Source organism: Anaerococcus sp. NML200537 (assembly GCF_026131715.1).
In the GTDB taxonomy this organism is placed as follows: Bacteria; Bacillota; Clostridia; order Tissierellales; family Peptoniphilaceae; genus Anaerococcus; species Anaerococcus kampingae.
In genome coordinates, this window is sequence record NZ_JAMXSL010000009.1 from 37,983 (window position 1) to 54,872 (window position 16,890).

Sequence of the window (16,890 nt, forward strand, 5' to 3'; positions counted from 1 at the left end):
TCACCTTAACAAATCCAATATTTTATTTGCTAGCTCACTTTTTGGCATTATATCTAAATTTTTGACTTCATCCTTAGATATAATAGATGCAACATTAGTATCTACATCAAATCCTGCCCCCCATTTTGTTAAGTCATTAGCTATTATATAATCAAGATTTTTCTCATTTAATTTTTTATTAGCATTTTCAATTAAATTATCTGTTTCTGCTGCAAAACCTATAATTGCTTGTTTATTCTTAATTGACCCAAAATATTTTATGATGTCTTGATTTTCAACCAATTCAAGATTGAGGCTATTACCAGTTTTCTTTAATTTTTTATTGATTACATACTTAGACCTATAATCTACTGGAGCAGCTGACATTATTAAAGCATCAGAATCTTTAAATTCTCTTTCGATAGCCTTCTTCATTTCTAAATTTGTTTTTACTTCTATTCTCTTTATGTCATTAACTTTAAATGGATTTACGGGTCCTGATATAAGTACTACATAGGCTCCACGTTTTCTAGCTTCATTTGCTATATTATAGCCCATTTTACCACTAGAATTATTCGATATGTACCTTACAAAATCTATTGGTTCGATGGTAGGTCCTGCCGTAACTATTATTTTTTTACCTGCTAGATCCTTGTTTGTAAAATAGGAATCTAAGTAGTCAACGATTTCGGATGGCTCTTCCATTCTACCATCTCCTACAGTATTACAGGCTAGTAGACCTGGTTCAGGTTTAATTATCTTTACTCCATCATCTTCTAAGGTCTTTAGATTTCGCTGTGTAGCCTTTGCCTTAAGCATATTGGTGTTCATTGCTGGTGCAATAATTACATCCTTATCACAAGCTAAATAAGATGAGGTGAGAAAATTATCAGCAACACCATTTACCATTTTTGCTATAGTATTTGCACTTGCAGGAGCTATGAGCATTAAATCAGCCCATTTTACTAATTCGATGTGGTGGACAATTTCGTGGTGGCCTTCAAATAAATCGGTATATACCAAGCATCTTCCCATTGTTTCGAAAGACAAGGGACTTATAAACTCAGTAGCAGATTTTGTCATTATTATTTTAAGATTTACATCTCTTTTTTTTAGCTTTGAGCAGAGGTCTAAAACTTTATACGCTGCTATTCCTCCGCTTACTCCTAAAAGTATATTTTTGCCCTTAAGCATCTTATCTATTTTTCTTAGTAACTTTGCCTTCAATTATTTCATGAAGTGCTTGGGTAACTGGTTTTGCTTCGACTTCTTTTGTAAGTGGAGCAGAACCGTTTACTATTCTTCTTGCTCTTTTTGCGCACATCATACAAATTTCATATCTACTTGGGCTTACTTCTGATAATGTTTTAAATGATGGGTTTTTCATTAATTCTCCTCAAATTCAATATTTTCTTCTCTAAAAACTTTGTGTTTTTCAGCATTGATTATTTCATTTACTGAAGTAATTGCTGAGTTTAAGTGATCGTTTACTACTAAGTAGTCGTAATCTTTGATATGTTCAAGTTCTTTTCTTGCATTAGTCATTCTGATATTTATATCTTCGTCTGTCTCTGTACCTCTACCTACAATTCTTCTTTTAAGTTCTTGCAAGCTAGGCGGTGCCAAAAAAATAAAGACTCCATTATCAGTATTCTTCTTGACATTAAGAGCTCCCTGGACATCTATTTCTAATATTACTATTTTTCCTTCGTTAATTTTATTTTCCACAAATTCTCTGGGAGTACCATAGTAATTGTTATGGACATGAGCGTATTCAAGGAAAGCACCTTTTGAAATCATATCTTCGAATTCTTCATGCGTCTTATAAAAGTAGCTGACTCCTTCAATTTCACCATCTCTTTTTTTTCTTGTGGTTGCTGATACTGAATAAACTAAATTACTTTGTGTATTCATCAAGTCATGAAGGACAGTTCCCTTTCCTACTCCTGACGGACCTGATATTACCAATAAAAATCCCTTTTTCATCGCTCCCCCTTGTTTAAATTATTTTACTTTTATATAGATTTACTTCAAGTATGATGTTATCTTAGTGTATAATATAAATGAGGTGAAAATATGAGTTTTGATGGAATAGTTACAAGAAAAATTGTAAACGAATTAAAAAAAGAGATTCTAGGAGGAAAGATTCAAAAAATTTCTCAGCCTTCTAGATATGATTTAGTTTTAGATATATATTCAATGGGTAAATCTTATAAATTATTGATAAGTGCTAATAATAATGAGGCAAGAATTAATTTTACAAATAAAAAATATGAGAATCCCGAAGTTCCTGATAATTTTTGCATGGTTTTAAGAAAACACCTAAAACAAGGCAAGATTCTAGATATTAAACAAATAGGTCTTGATAGAATTGTAGAAATATCTGTAGGATCTATTGATGAAATGGGATTTGACACTAGCAAGAAGATTATTATTGAAATTATGGGTAGACACTCAAATATTATTTTGACTAACGAATCCTATAAGATAATTGATGCAATAAAAAGAGTAAACCAGGAAATGTCTTCTATTAGAGAGATATTCCCGTCTTTAGAATATCAAAGAATACCAAGTGACAAGATTGATATAACCGATGATAACTTTAATCTAGATATCCTTAGCCTAGATAAAAATATTCCTGATAGCCAAGTACCTTTTAAATTATTTTATCAAAACTACGAGGGTTTTTCTCCTATAGTTGGAAAAGAATTAATTTATAGGGCGGGTATTGACCCTAGAATAAATTGGGGTCTTGTAAGTGAAGATGAGAAAAGTAGGCTAAACACATTGTTTTTAGAGCTTAGAGATGATATTATTAAGGGAAATTTGTTAGCTTTTGATTATAGGGATGATAAAAAAATTAAAGAATTTCATTGTCTGAAATTAACACAATTAAATTTTAAAGAAAATGAATATGAATTTATGAGCCAAGCTATAGATGATTTTTATTCTTTAAATAAAGCGAATGATAGGTTAGATCAGATGAAGTCTGAATTGTTAAAGAAAGTTTCTAGTCATAAAAAATCAGTCAATAAAAAAATTAATATTCTGAATAATAATATCTCAAAGTTACAAAGTGCTGATGAAGCTAGGAAAAAAGCTGACTTACTAGCAGCTAACCAATATAGGATTGAAGAAAAATCTAAAGAAGTAGTCTTGCAGGATTTTTATAACGATAATAAAGCTATTAAAATTAGTTTAGATCCTATGAGATCTCCATGGGATAATATTAATGATTATTATAATAGAGCTAAGAAAATAAAATCGTCTGTAAGCTATGCAAAAAAAGATTTACCAAAACAAGAAGAATTATTAAATTATCTAGAACAACTTTATGATTTCATTAATAGAACTAGCTCAATATCTGACTTAAATGAAATCAGAGAAGAAATGATTGATAATAAACTTATTAAAAGAAAGACTAAAAAGAAGAACAAAGTTAAGTTGTCAAAACCTATGCATTTTAAGACTATAATTGGATCTGATATATATGTTGGTAAAAACTCTAAACAAAATGATTATATAACTCTTAAACTTGCTAGAAAAGATGACTTATGGTTCCACGTAAAAGACCTTCCAGGTTCTCATGTGATTTTAAAAGCTGATAAGATCAAACAAGAGGATATAATAGTTGCTTCCTATCTAGCTGCACTAAACTCCTCGGTTGCTAGTGAAAATAAGGTGGATGTAGACTATACTGAGAAGAAAAATGTTAATAAAGCTAAAGGTGCTAAAGAAGGAATGGTTTATTATGAAAACTTTAAAACTATAACAGTAGACATGAGTTTTGACATAAGTCAAAAAGTTGAAAAATTGGCATAAAAAAAGCGGTTCTTTATTTCAAGGACCGCTTTTTTAATATTAGATTTAATTAATTAACTGCTTCTTTAAGAGTTTTACCAGCTTTGAAAACTGGAGCTTTTGAAGCTGGGATTTGAATTACTTCATCAGGTTTTCTTGGGTTTCTACCTTCTCTAGCTTTTCTGTCTCTTACTTCGAATGTACCAAAACCAACTAATTGAACTTTGTCTCCTGCTACTAAAGCTTCTTGAACTGATTCTAAGAATGCGTTAAGTGCTTTTTCAGCTTCGACTTTTTTAAGCCCACTTTTTTCTGATATACTATTTAATAATTCTGATTTATTCATATTTCCTCCTATAAATCAACATGATATCTGTTTAACTCTAAGAATGATTATACATAACAAATTAAATAATTTCAAGCATTCATCAAATAAAAAGCTTTATTTTACTAGATTTAATTAATTTGTTTAGATATTTTCTGTATGCATCTTTTAAATAAATTTCTTTTGCTTGAATCAAGAGTTCATTTTCGTTCTCATTATATGAGTTAATCATTAAAATATTGTATTTTCCGTCATATTCAAATATTTCACTTACTTTATCTTTTTCTTTTACTTTGGATGCTAAAAGAATGGGATCATCTTCATATACAAAATCTGAGTTAAAAACATCGTAGGATTTTATAGAGTTTGTAAGAAGCTTTCTAAAATCTAACTGTGATTTTATTATAGATTTTATCCTTTCAGCTTCGATTTTATCATCAAATTTAAGCATATTATACTTATACATTTTGTGAAGTTGTTCATTCTCTTTGTAATGTTTAAGAATCTCAGAATCTTTAATACCGCTATTTGAAAGAAAGAAATCATAATGCATCCTTCTAATTGAATCATTAAAGATAATGTCAGAAAACTCACTATCACTCACATTTAAAGCTTTAATATTAGCTTTTAGTGAATCCTTATCTCCAAGTTTTTTCTCCATTTCACTTCTTATTTTATTTGCGGTATTATCATCTATTTCAATTTTATGTTTTTCAAGATCATTTAGCATTACCTGATCTTTGATCATTGATTCCAGAAGCTTTTCTTGAAGTGATTCCTTTTTTGTTTTACCAGCTTTATCTTTACTTTCAAGATAATTTGGACCGTATTTGTTGCTATAGTAATTTAAATAAAACTCAAGTTCACTATTATAAGTATCTTTATCAATAGCCTTATTATCAACAAGGGCAACTGCACTTGAAGTATCAGGGCCCTTGTTGCAAGAAGCTAATAAAAATGATATACAAGTTAGGTATAAAAAACTAGTTATTATCTTTCTTATCAGCTTCATCTTCTTTTGTTTCAGCTTCTTTTTCGTCTGAATTTGAGTCTTCTTTATTACTTTCTTCTGTAGCTTCTTCAGTATCTTTCTTATCTTCTTTGTTAGCTTTATCTAGCTTTTCTTCTGTAGATTTATCTTTAGCTAGGCTTGTCTCTGTTACAACATTTGCCTTTTCATTTAACTCTTTGATGTAATCGGAATACTTTTTATCTTCAAGGGTTTTCTTAATAGCTTCTTTGTTATCTTCTAGAGAATCTGCAATTTTGTTTAGTTTTATTATGTGATATCCAAATTGAGTCTTTACAGGATCAGAGATTTCACCTTCTTTTAGTGCAAAAACAGCATCTTCAAATTCTTTTACCATTTGACCTTTAGAAAAAGTTCCAAGTTCTCCGCCATTTGCTGCATTAGCAGTATCTGTTGAGTATTCTTTAGCAAGAGCTGCGAAATCTTCACCATTGTTTAGTTTTTCTTTGATTTCTTTGGCTGTGTTTTCATCTGCTACTAGGATATGAGCGGCATCTCTTTTTGCAAATTGATCCTTATTATCTTCATAATATTTCTTAATTTCATCATCTGTAACAGGGTGTTCTTTATTAAACCATTCTCTATGTTTTTGGTACATTAAATCTTTTTTTACAGTTTCTTTGAATTTTTCAACGTCCATATTATAGTCATCGAGCATTTTATCAAATTGTTCTTGACCACCAAATTGTTTTACAGAGTTCATAAATGAGTCATTTACATCCTTATCAGCAACTTCAATTTTATTTTTCTTCATATCGTCCGCTATAAGTTTATCTTGAACCATCATCTGAACTATTGAATTTTTAAGGTTTTGTCTGCTTGCTAGCATTGCTCCATAAAATTGCATTTCTTTTTTATAGTCGTCTTTGCTAATTTTTTCGCCATTTACGATAGCTATGTTATCTTTACCTAATTCTTTAGCTGCTTCTTGGCTACTTACTTTTTGATCTGCATTCTTTTCATTACTTGCTTGATTTCCGCAAGCTCCTAGCACCATTGTTGATGCTAACATAATTGTTAATAATTTCTTTTTCATTTAATTTCTCCTTATTTTGTTAATTGTATCTAAAAGTTCATATGTGTCAAGTAATTTACTTCTGCTTGATGGAATTTTGAAGGCTGGCTTATTTGATAAATCAAGACTCATTTTACCCTTATATCCTTCGTTAATTAACTTCAATTCATCAAAACTATAGTAATCTCTTGATTGGAAATACAAATTGATTTCGTTATTAACTTCCCTAATCTCTGTTATACCATTGTATGATGCTAAAGATTTAATCAAAGATACATACATTATATTATCCACTATTAATGGAATATCTCCATATACATCTATTAATTCTTCAACTAAAAGTTCATAATCTTCCTTATCAGAAATATTTGCTATTCTGTTATAAATTTCAATTTTTTGGCTGGGATCGCTTATATAGGAATTAGGTAGGTAAGCGTCGATTTTTATGTCTATATAAGTTTGGTTTATTTCTTTGATTTTTACTTCTTTACCACTTGCTTTTTCTACAGCTTCTTGTAAAAATTTAACATATAGGTCATAACCAACCGCTTCAACATGACCTGATTGGCTTTCCCCTAGTAGGTTTCCAGCACCTCTTAGTTCTAGGTCTTTCATTGCAATTTTATAACCAGAACCAAAATCAGAAAAGTCTTTAATTGATTTGAGACGCTTTTCACCAATTTCTGTTAAGACTTTCCCCTGCCTATAAGTAAAATAAGCGTAGGATGACCTATATCCCCTACCTATTCTCCCCTTTAGCTGATAAAGCTGAGATAGACCCATTAGGTCAGAATCATATATTATTATGGTATTTACATTTTTTATATCCATACCAGTCTCAATTATTGTAGTTGAGAGCAATATATCAGTTTTACCCTCTAAGAAATCAAGCATAATATTTTCAATTTGTCTTGGACTCATTTGTCCATGGATGATGTCAATACTTGCTTCAGGAACTAAGTCCTTGAGCATTAAGTAAATTTTTTCTATATCATTTACTCTATTGTATACGAAAAATACTTGGCCATCTCTATTGATTTCTCTCAAAATTGAGTCTCTTATGATACTAGGGTCAAATTCTAAAACATAAGTATTGACTGGTAGTCTTTCCTCTGGAGGTTCATCAAGGGTCGATAAATCTCTAATTCCAGATAAAGACATTTGTAGGGTTCTTGGGATTGGGGTTGCTGATAAGGTTAAGACATCTATAGATGATTTAAACTTCTTAAATTGTTCCTTGTGCTTGACACCAAACCTCTGCTCCTCATCTATTATCAAAAGACCTAATTTTTTAAATTTAATGTCTTTTGACAAAAGCCTATGGGTACCGACAACTATATCAATTTTTCCAGTTTTTATACCCTTTAATATTTCCTCATCTTTAGTTTTTGTATTAAATCTTGATAGGACTGCAGATGTGACTGGAAAGTCTTTAAACCTCTCGATCATTGTATGGTAGTGTTGGTTGGCAAGTATTGTAGTTGGGACTAAGAATGCTACTTGATAGCCATCCATAATAGCCTTAAATGCAGCTCTTAAAGCAACTTCAGTTTTTCCATAGCCTACATCACCGCATAATAGTCTATCCATCGGTAAGTCGCTTTCCATATCGGCCTTTATTTCATCTATACTTCTTAATTGAGAATAGGTTTCATCATAGGCAAATGAATTTTCAAATTCCTCTTGCCAGGTTGTATCCTTAGAAAAAGCATGTCCTTTTTGCTTAGCTCTTTCAGCGTATAATTTAACTAAGTCATCAGCTATCTCGTCAACAGCTTTTTTAGCTTTTAGCTTTGATTTCTGCCACTGGGTAGATCCAAGAGCGGATAATTTAGGTTTTTCTCCCCTATTTCCTATATATTTGCTAACAAGGTTCATCTGATCGACTGGGATATATAGCTTATCATTACCCCTATACTCTATTAGAATGAAGTCTTTTTCAACTTCATTTCTTTCGATTTTTGTAAGACCCTTATAAATCCCTATACCGTTATTTTCATGGACAACATAATCCCCTATTTCAAGATCTGAGTAATTTATAATACTTTTAGAAGTGGTCTTTTTATTTGCTTTCTTCTTAGATAGGTTTGATTTGCCGAATATTTCCTTGCTAGTAAATACGTTTAGATTTATATCTTTAACGTAATATCCTTCACTAGCCTTTTTTTCTGATACTATAATCGGAATAGTATCAAAGTTAGGGTTGTTATTTTCATCACCAACTAGAGCGAATGAGTTTTCAATAAATGCTTTTAAAATATTATCTTTTTTAGTTTCAGATCCAGAAAATATGAAGACTTTGTTATCCATATTGACAAGCTCAATACAAGTATCTATAAAAGATTTAATATTTTTATTGAAACTTTCTGCTTCGATTGACTTCAATTCTATAATTTTTCGTGGTGAAAAAAGTTTTGATCTTTTTAAAATTGATGTGAAGTTAACTATTTCAAAATCTTCAATTTGCTTGTAAATGTCATTCGTACTAATTGAATACTTTTCAAAAGTTCTAAAAACTTCACCATTTTCCATTTGATAGGCAAGATCGTAATCAAATTTTTCATCTAACTTTAATGTAGATTCATATACTCTTGATACATCATCAAAGATAAAAACTGTATCCTTATCTAAATAATCAAGCATAGAAGAATAACTATTATCTCTATAGGCAGTGATTAAATCTTTATTTGCGATATACATGCTTTGATCTAGATATGAGATAATTTGTTTATATTTATCTACAAGCTTTTGATCTCTACTATCTTTTATTTTTTTATTTTTGATATCGGAATTGATAAGATTTATTACTGATTGATAGTCATCTTTATCATAAAGAAGCTCACTAGCTGGGTAAATTTTTACTGATTCTAGCTTATTTATTGTCCTTTGGCTGTCATTATCAAAAACTCTTATAGAATCAATCTCATCGTCGAATAGCTCAATTCTAACTGGTTTTTCGTAATTTATTGGCCATAAATCTATAATCGATCCTCTTTTTGCAAAATCTCCCTTATCCTCTACAAAATCACTAGGATTATAGTTGAGCTTTATAAGTTTATTTATTAAATCATTTACACCAATTATAGATTCCTCGTTAATTATAACAAATGACTCATTAAATTTGTCTAAAGGTGTTAGTTTATTTTTTAAAGCTTCAATTGTTGTTGCAGTGATAAATTTTTCTTTATTAGCTAAGCTAATTAAGACATCAAGTCTTTTGTCTAGCTTTGAATCATCAATACTTTTTATATTATAAAAGTTAGTCTCAAGTCCTGGGTAGTTTTTAGCTATATTTTTTATTTCATTGATACTTGAGACAAATTTTTCGCTTGTTTTGTTATTTTCACATATGATTACTATATTTTTATCTAATAATTCAAACAAAGCTAGGGCCAGGTGAGTTTTTATACCTTCACTTAGGCCCTGAATATATATTGGACTATTAAATCCTATATTGTCTTTTATGTTTTTTACTTGATCGAGATTAATTAATTTTTCAATTAATTTATTCATTATCTTCTTCCAATAGTTTAATAGAATTGAATTTATTCATGGACTTGTTAATGCTGTCAGCTAAGATAGTTTCGATTGCATCAGATGCAAGTCTTATCTCATCTTCTATTACACTTACTTCTTTTTGGCTAAATCCTGATAGGACAAAATTAGCCAGATTCATATACTCAGGTTTTTTACCAACTGCTATCTTAATTCTTGGAAAATTATCATCTTGAATTTGGTAAATTATAGATTTCATTCCATTATGGGTACCTGCAGAACCTTTTTTTCTAATTCTAATCGTGCCAAATTCTATATCAATATCATCATATATTACAATTAGCTTGTCACTATCAAATTTATAAAAGTTTTTAATTTCTCTTACGGCTTCCCCAGAGTTGTTCATGAAAGTTTGGGGCTTAACGAGCATAACTTTTTGGCCAGAGATTTCTCCCTGACCATATAAAGATTTAAATTTAGACCTTCTTACGTCTATATTGTATTTCGATGCAATATAATCTATTGTTAAAAATCCTGCATTATGCCTGGTATTTTCATATTGTAAACCTGGATTGCCTAGTCCTACTATAAAATACATTATTCAAGAACCGAAAATAGTCCGCTTATAGATTCGTAGGTGTTTATCCTATGAATGGCTTCTGCAAGCAAAGGCGCTATTGATAATTGAACTATTTTATCTATTTTCTTCTCTTCAGGTAATTCTATTGTATCTGTTATTATTACCTCTTTGACTGATGGTTTTTGAAGCTTCTTGATTGCATCTCCTGAAAATACCCCGTGAGTTGCAACTAAGTATACATCTTTTGCACCATGCTCAACTAAGAAGTCTGCAGCGTTTGTAATTGTTCCTGCTGTATCAATCATATCGTCAACAATTATAGCGTGTTTTCCTTCAAAGTCACCGATTACAGACATTACTTCAGAAACATTTGGCATTGGTCTTCTTTTTTCTATGATTGCTATAGGAAGTTTGAGATAATCAGCAAATTCTCTAGCACGTCTAACTCCTCCTAAGTCAGGGCTTACCACAACAAATTCTTCTGGTTTATCATATGCAAAAGATTTAAAGTGAGTAGATAATAGCCTGATTGCTGAAAAATGGTCAACAGGTATATCAAAGTATCCTTGGATTTGTCCAGCGTGAAGGTCCATAGTTATTACCCTGTTAGCACCTGCTACTGTTAATAAATTTGCGACTAGTTTGGCTGTAATTGGTTCTCTTCCTCTGGTTTTTCTATCTTGTCTTGCATAGCCATAGTATGGTATAACAGCGTTGATATAACCAGCAGAGGCCCTTCTACAAGCATCTATCATAATTAACAATTCCATGATATTATCGTTTGTTGGCGCTGATGTAGGCTGCATTATAAACACATCTTTGCCCCTTATAGATTCATTAATTTTGATGCTTATTTCTCCATCTTTGAATTTGTTAATATCTGCTTCAGTTAGATTTATTCCAAGATTTTTTGCAACACTTTGTGCTAGTTTAATATTAGAATTTCCAGATAATAGCTTTAGTTCTCCCCTTTGAACGTAGGTGTTTCTTGTTAGTGTCATTTCTACTCCTTATGATTTTTATCCCTTTGTTTCTTTTTTTCGACGTAGCCTTTTACATGCTTTTGTTCAGCTCTTTCAATTATTAGTTCTCCAGAATCAACATCTTCAGTTATTGTAGAACCAGCCGCTACAAAGCCTTCTTTTTTGACATGGACAGGTGCTACAATGTTTGCATTAGATCCTATAAAAGCATCATCTTCTATTATTGACCTATGTTTATATTTACCGTCATAATTAACAAATACAACCCCGCAGCCAATATTTATATTTGATCCTAAATCACTGTCACCTATGTAAGCTAAGTGTCCAGCTTTTGTGCCCTTACCAAGGCTTGAATTTTTAACTTCTACGAAATTACCAATGTGTACAGCTTCCCCTATATGAGCATTTGGTCTTAATCTTGCAAATGGTCCGATGTTGCTATCTTTTTCCATATAAGCATCATCTAATATGGCATTATCAATTCTAACATTGTCTTCAATTATAGAATTAGTAATTCTTGAAGTTCCGTCTATATAGCAATTTTCACCGATTTTACTTTTGCCATATATTTTTACAAAACCAGATATTATAGTGTCCTTACCAATTTCAACTCCTGGCTCAATAAAAGTTGTTTCTGGAGATTCAATTATTACTCCATCAAGCATGTAGGCCTTGTTAATTCTTCTTTGAAGGATTTTGTTTGCCTGATTTAGCTCAAATTTGTTATTTATGCCATAAAATTGATCGGTATCAGAATTTACATATGCACTTACTTTTTTACCAGCTGATTTTAAAATCCCTATACAATCTGTTAAGTATAGCTCGTTTTGATCGTTGTTTGAATCTATTTTTGCAAGAGATTCTTTTAAATCTTTTGCTTTAAAGATGTATATACCAACATTTATTTCTTTGATATCTCTTTGCTTATCTTCAAGGTCCCTATCTTCTATAATTGCAGTAAACTCATTATTATCATTTCTAATTATACGACCATAACCTTTTGGATTATCTATGGTTGTAGATAGGATAGTACAAGCACTTTTATTTTGCTTGTGATAGGAAACAAATTCTTCTAAAGAATTTTTTTTGATTAATGGGATATCACCATTAAGTATTAATACTTGGTCATTATCCTCTATTAGGTTCATAGCTAGGCTTACAGCGTAGCCTGTGCCATAAGGTATACCAGGACCGATTTTTTGTTCAACAATTTTAAAATCTGGAAAGAGACTTTCTAGTTTGGGCTTATTTTTACCTGCTATCAATATTGTTTCTGAGTCTTCAAAATTACTAGCATCTGTTACATATTTTATTATTTCTTTATTGAGCAGTTTGTGAAGTACCTTAGAAGTATTTGACTTCATCCTGGTACCTTCTCCTGCTGCCATTATTATTGTTTTAATCATTATTAATCTTCTGCTACTTCTAGGGCTAGTTCCATCATATTTGTATAAGATTTTTGTCTATTTTCTGCACTGTCTGCTACATTTTCTATTAAGGAGTCAGATATTGTAAATATTCCAAGACCTTTTTTTCCATGTTTTCTAGCGGCCATAAACAAACCATATGATTCCATTTCTACACAAAGAATACCGTATTTTCTAAGGTTTTCAAAAACTTTTGGTTCCATTTCAGAATAGAATTGGTCTGAAGAATGCACTTGACCACAATGGGTTGTGTATCCAAGATCGATTGATTTATTATAAGCTTTCATTAGAAGCTCAAAATCAGGGGTTGATGAAAAATGTATGTTGCCAAATAAGTTATCATTTATGGATGATTCTGAACAAGCAGAGGTAGCAATTACAATGTCATGTAGTTTTACATCTTCTTGCATAGAACCAGCAGTTCCTACCCTAATGATGCAATCTACATCATAGAAATTGAATAATTCGTTGTAATAAATCATTGATGATGGTATACCCATACCTGAGCCCATCACAGAAACTCTTTTTCCCTTATAATAGCCAGTATATCCTAGCATTCCACGAGTTTCATTAAATTGTTCAACATTTTCTAAGAAGTTATCAGCTATAAACTTGGCTCTTAGAGGATCTCCAGGCATAAGCACTGTTTTTGCAATTTGGTCTTTGCTTGTTGCTGAAATATGAGGTGTTGGTATTGTCATTAATCTCTCCTTTATTAATAAAAATAGAGACTTCAAAAGTCTCAGTTATTCTCTTCTATTTTACTTATTTTATCTATACGTCTTTGGTGGCGCTCGCCCTCAAAATCTGTAGTAGCAAATTCTTCTACTATCATCTTACATAATTCAGAACCTATTACTCTAGCACCTAAGCATAATACGTTTGCATTATTGTGTGCTCTAGACATTTTAGCTGAAAATGGTTCAGAAACACATGCAGCTCTTATTCCTTTGATTTTATTGGCAGAAATACTCATTCCTAGACCTGTTCCACATATAAGTACGCCAAAATCAGCCTCGCCGGCTTTGATTTTTCCGCAAGCTTTTACAGCAAAGTCACTGTAATCACAAGAATTTTTATCGAAAGTTCCAACATGAATGACTTCATGGCCTAGATCTTCAAGCTTTTCTTTAACCACTGGCTCTAAATCAATTCCCCCATGGTCATTGGCTAAAACAAATTTCATGAACCCTCCTTTTTTACTTTATATTCTATAATAAATATACGTCATCCTTTGATATATTCAAAGTATTACTTGACAAGATATCAAGATTAAATATGGTATAATATGATAAAATTACTTATGATTAGACTACTATAAGGAGAATATATGTTTGAATTTAATTTAAATGAACATGATTATAATCGTGTTCATTTTATCGGTATAGGTGGAATATCAATGAGTGGACTAGCTCACTTACTACTTGAAAAAGGATATGAAGTCACTGGTTCTGATAGAAGCCTTTCTGATTCTGTAAAGGGTCTCATTAAACTTGGAATAGAGGTTTATATAGGACAAAAAAAAGAAAATATCCAAAACCCTGATTTAGTTGTATACACTGATGCTATCGCAGATGATAACGAGGAATTAATAGCGGCAAAAAAGCTTGATGTTCCGGTAGTTACTAGAGGAGTTTTCCTTGGAGCTCTAATGAGAAATTACAAAAACTCTATAGCTGTATCTGGTTCGCATGGCAAGTCAACAACAACTTCTATGATTTCTAAGATCTTGCTTCATTCTGATGAAGATGCCACAATTTTATTAGGTGGAAATTTGGATGAAATGAAGGGTAATGTTAAAGTTGGTAGTGAAGATTATCTAGTAACAGAAGCTTGTGAATATAAGGGTAATATTAGATACTACTTTCCTCAAACTGTTATAATTTTAAATATAGATGAAGATCATTTAGATTATTATAAAGATTTGGATGATATAGTAAATACATTTAAGGAATATCTTAGAAATCAAGACAAAAACTCTAAAACAATACTCAACTTAAATGAAGAGAATAATAAGCTTATCCTAGATGCTGTTCAAGGTCAGCTTATAACTTATGGTCAAGAAAATCCAAACGCAGATTATAATGCAACAAATATAGTATTTGATGATATAGGAAGACCAAGCTTTGATCTTAAGCTAAGAAATGGTTCTGTTGAACATTTCTCCTTAGGTGTAATAGGTAGACATAACATAAACAATGCAATGGCAGCTATAATTTCAACATATGAAAATGGAATTGATATAGAGACTATTAAAGAAAATATTAAAAAATACAAGGGCCTTGATAGAAGGATGCAGATAATTGGACATGTAAATAATGTTACCATCATGACTGATTACGGTCACCACCCTTCTGAAATTCTAGTAACCCTAAATGCTATAGCAGAGCATACAAAAGGAAGGTTGATTTGTGTGTGGCAGCCTCACACTTATTCAAGAACAAAAACTTTATTTAATGATTTTTTAAATAGTTTTGATGCAGCAGATGAAGTTATTGTCACAGATATTTACGCTGCAAGGGAAAAATTTGATCCTAGTATACATTCAAAGGATGTCGTAGATGCCATGGTAAAAAAAGGCTTAAATGCTAAATATCTATCTACATTTGAAGAAGCAAGAGATTATATTTATGAGATTATAAGAGATGATGATCTAGTTATAACAACAGGATGCGGTAATCCAGACGAACTTGCTAAGATGATAGTGAATGACTTTAAAAATAAATAAGAGATAAAAAAAGGACTTATGTTTATATAGCTATAAATTCTTTATAGCGTCATTTACAAAAGTCCTTTTTATGTATTAATCATTTTCTAAAGCTAAAGAAATAGATATCGCTTCATTTATTTTATTCATTATGTCATTTGAGAAGCTTCCAATTTTTTCCCTTAGTCTTTTCTTATCTATGGTCCTTAATTGCTCCATAAGGGCTACAGAATTTTTAGGAAGCCCATATTTATTTCCCTTAATTTTAACATGGGTTGGAAGTTTAGCCTTATTCATTTGACTTGTAACTGGTGCAACAATAATTGTCGGCGAATATTTATTGCCAACATCATTTTGCACTACAATAACAGGTCTAACGCCACCCTGTTCACTTCCTACGACAGGAGATAAGTCAGCGTAATATAGATCACCTCTTCTAACTTTCATAAATTTCTCCTAAATCAATGTGCGTATTTAACTCTTTACCATTCCTAATATAGATTCTATTAACTCTTAGAGAGATATTAGTCATAAGCTCATAAGAAATTGTAGATGCCTTACTTGCTTCAAGGTCTATATCTTTGTATATTTCTACCCTATCACCAATCTTAACATCCAAACCACTTACATCAACCATAATTTGGTCCATACAAACTCTACCAAGAACCCTACATGGCTTACCATTAATATAAACTTCTCCTACATTGGAAAATGATCTTAAATATCCATCTGCATAACCAATTGTAGTAGTCGCTATTGTCATATCTTTTTCTGAAATGAAAGTTCTACCATAACTTACTGCAGTCCCTTTTCTTATATTTTTTACAAAGGATACGGTTGAATAAAGATTAAATGATCTAGATAATTTTATAGTAGTATCTTTTTTCACAACATCCGATGGATATAAGCCGTACATGGCAAGACCTACCCTTATCATATTCTTATAGATATGATGTTTAATAGCTCCTGCAGAATTTGAAATATGTACAAAATCGAAATTTAAATCAATAGCATCCAGCATTTGGTTAAATACCTTATATTGTTCATCTGTATAGTTGGTGTCTTCTTCATCTGCTGTGGAGAAATGACTGAAGGCAGCTATTATATTAAGATTTTTTAAGTATTTTAGCTTATTAATTTTATCGATTTCAAACTCTCTAAATCCAAGCCTACTATGACCTGTATCTAGAGCTAGATGGCAATTAACTTTATAATCTAAGTTGTTAATTTCCTTAGCAAAATCTAAGTCATATATCGTTATATCAATATTATAGTCATGGCAAAGTTTAATATCATCAATTCCTACATAGCCTAGAACTAGTATTGGTTTAGTAATATTGTTTTTTCTTAATTTTAAAGCTTCTTGTAATCTAGCGACAGCAAAATAATCAACAAGATCTTCGATGTTTTGGCTAATTTTGACAGCTCCTAAGCCATAGGCATTAGCCTTTACAACAGCACAAAACAAAGAACCAGACTCATTTTTTATGTTAATTATATTTTCTCTTATTTTATCTATGTTAACAACTAAATAATTTTCTAGCATTA

Annotated in this window: 16 protein-coding genes; 2 read left to right on the plus strand and 14 right to left on the minus strand. The window is 31.0% G+C overall.

Annotated features, from left to right (window positions below; genetic code table 11):
• The 3 genes from coaBC to gmk are packed head-to-tail and all read right to left on the minus strand — an operon-like array spanning position 1 to position 1,965.
• Complete coding sequence (gene coaBC, locus NH288_RS03875) at positions 1 to 1,173, minus strand: bifunctional phosphopantothenoylcysteine decarboxylase/phosphopantothenate--cysteine ligase CoaBC (protein WP_265213273.1); 1,173 nt, start codon at positions 1,171 to 1,173, stop codon at positions 1 to 3.
• A gap of 1 nt (position 1,174) precedes the next feature.
• Complete coding sequence (gene rpoZ / locus NH288_RS03880) at positions 1,175 to 1,366, minus strand: DNA-directed RNA polymerase subunit omega (protein WP_106460269.1); 192 nt, start codon at positions 1,364 to 1,366, stop codon at positions 1,175 to 1,177.
• Positions 1,366 to 1,965, minus strand: a complete 600-nt coding sequence (gene gmk / locus NH288_RS03885) for a guanylate kinase (protein WP_106460270.1) — start codon at positions 1,963 to 1,965, stop codon at positions 1,366 to 1,368. Before gmk ends, rpoZ begins: the two co-directional genes overlap by 1 nt.
• 90 nt (positions 1,966 to 2,055) lie before the next feature.
• Between gmk and NH288_RS03890 the strand changes: the two genes are divergently transcribed.
• Complete coding sequence (locus NH288_RS03890; protein WP_265213233.1) at positions 2,056 to 3,801, plus strand: NFACT family protein; 1,746 nt, start codon at positions 2,056 to 2,058, stop codon at positions 3,799 to 3,801.
• Between the two features lie 49 nt (positions 3,802 to 3,850).
• Here NH288_RS03890 and NH288_RS03895 read toward each other — a convergent pair whose 3' ends face one another.
• From NH288_RS03895 to rpiB, 9 genes are all read right to left on the minus strand, one after another.
• The gene (locus NH288_RS03895) at positions 3,851 to 4,126 is read right to left on the minus strand and encodes an HU family DNA-binding protein (protein WP_106460272.1); all 276 of its coding nucleotides are present in this window, start codon (positions 4,124 to 4,126) and stop codon (positions 3,851 to 3,853) included.
• Positions 4,127 to 4,208: 82 nt separating this feature from the next.
• Entirely contained in the window at positions 4,209 to 5,117 is a 909-nt protein-coding gene (locus tag NH288_RS03900) for a SurA N-terminal domain-containing protein (RefSeq protein ID WP_265213235.1), read from the minus strand.
• A complete protein-coding gene (locus NH288_RS03905; RefSeq protein ID WP_265213237.1) occupies positions 5,089 to 6,171 on the minus strand; it encodes a peptidylprolyl isomerase in 1,083 nt (360 codons plus the stop codon). The genes NH288_RS03900 and NH288_RS03905 overlap by 29 nt, the downstream gene beginning before the upstream one ends.
• Complete coding sequence (mfd, locus tag NH288_RS03910) at positions 6,172 to 9,663, minus strand: transcription-repair coupling factor (protein ID WP_265213238.1); 3,492 nt, start codon at positions 9,661 to 9,663, stop codon at positions 6,172 to 6,174.
• Positions 9,656 to 10,243: an aminoacyl-tRNA hydrolase gene (gene pth, locus NH288_RS03915; protein WP_265213239.1), complete on the minus strand. Its 588-nt coding sequence runs from the start codon at positions 10,241 to 10,243 to the stop codon at positions 9,656 to 9,658. The genes mfd and pth overlap by 8 nt, the downstream gene beginning before the upstream one ends.
• Positions 10,243 to 11,226 carry a ribose-phosphate diphosphokinase gene (locus NH288_RS03920; protein WP_106460277.1) on the minus strand — a complete coding sequence of 328 codons (984 nt, stop codon included), beginning with the start codon at positions 11,224 to 11,226 and terminating at the stop codon, positions 10,243 to 10,245. Before NH288_RS03920 ends, pth begins: the two co-directional genes overlap by 1 nt.
• Positions 11,227 to 11,228: 2 nt before the next feature.
• The gene (gene glmU, locus NH288_RS03925) at positions 11,229 to 12,614 is read right to left on the minus strand and encodes a bifunctional UDP-N-acetylglucosamine diphosphorylase/glucosamine-1-phosphate N-acetyltransferase GlmU (protein WP_265213240.1); all 1,386 of its coding nucleotides are present in this window, start codon (positions 12,612 to 12,614) and stop codon (positions 11,229 to 11,231) included.
• 2 nt (positions 12,615 to 12,616) lie between these two features.
• Positions 12,617 to 13,336 (minus strand): purine-nucleoside phosphorylase, encoded by a 720-nt coding sequence (gene deoD, locus NH288_RS03930; RefSeq protein WP_265213241.1) that lies wholly within the window; start codon positions 13,334 to 13,336, stop codon positions 12,617 to 12,619.
• A gap of 41 nt (positions 13,337 to 13,377) precedes the next feature.
• Positions 13,378 to 13,821, minus strand: a complete 444-nt coding sequence (rpiB, locus tag NH288_RS03935; protein ID WP_265213243.1) for a ribose 5-phosphate isomerase B — start codon at positions 13,819 to 13,821, stop codon at positions 13,378 to 13,380.
• Positions 13,822 to 13,965: 144 nt separating this feature from the next.
• Here rpiB and murC point away from each other — a divergent pair, with 144 nt between their 5' ends.
• The gene (murC, locus tag NH288_RS03940; protein WP_265213245.1) at positions 13,966 to 15,363 is read left to right on the plus strand and encodes a UDP-N-acetylmuramate--L-alanine ligase; all 1,398 of its coding nucleotides are present in this window, start codon (positions 13,966 to 13,968) and stop codon (positions 15,361 to 15,363) included.
• A 75-nt stretch (positions 15,364 to 15,438) separates the two neighbouring features.
• On the opposite strand, the gene NH288_RS03945 is transcribed toward murC, so the two are convergent.
• Both NH288_RS03945 and alr read right to left on the minus strand, forming a co-directional pair.
• Positions 15,439 to 15,789, minus strand: coding sequence for a type II toxin-antitoxin system PemK/MazF family toxin (locus NH288_RS03945; protein WP_106460282.1), 351 nt, complete (start codon positions 15,787 to 15,789; stop codon positions 15,439 to 15,441).
• Positions 15,779 to 16,888: an alanine racemase gene (alr, locus tag NH288_RS03950; RefSeq protein ID WP_265213247.1), complete on the minus strand. Its 1,110-nt coding sequence runs from the start codon at positions 16,886 to 16,888 to the stop codon at positions 15,779 to 15,781. Before alr ends, NH288_RS03945 begins: the two co-directional genes overlap by 11 nt.
• Positions 16,889 to 16,890 lie beyond the last annotated feature (2 nt).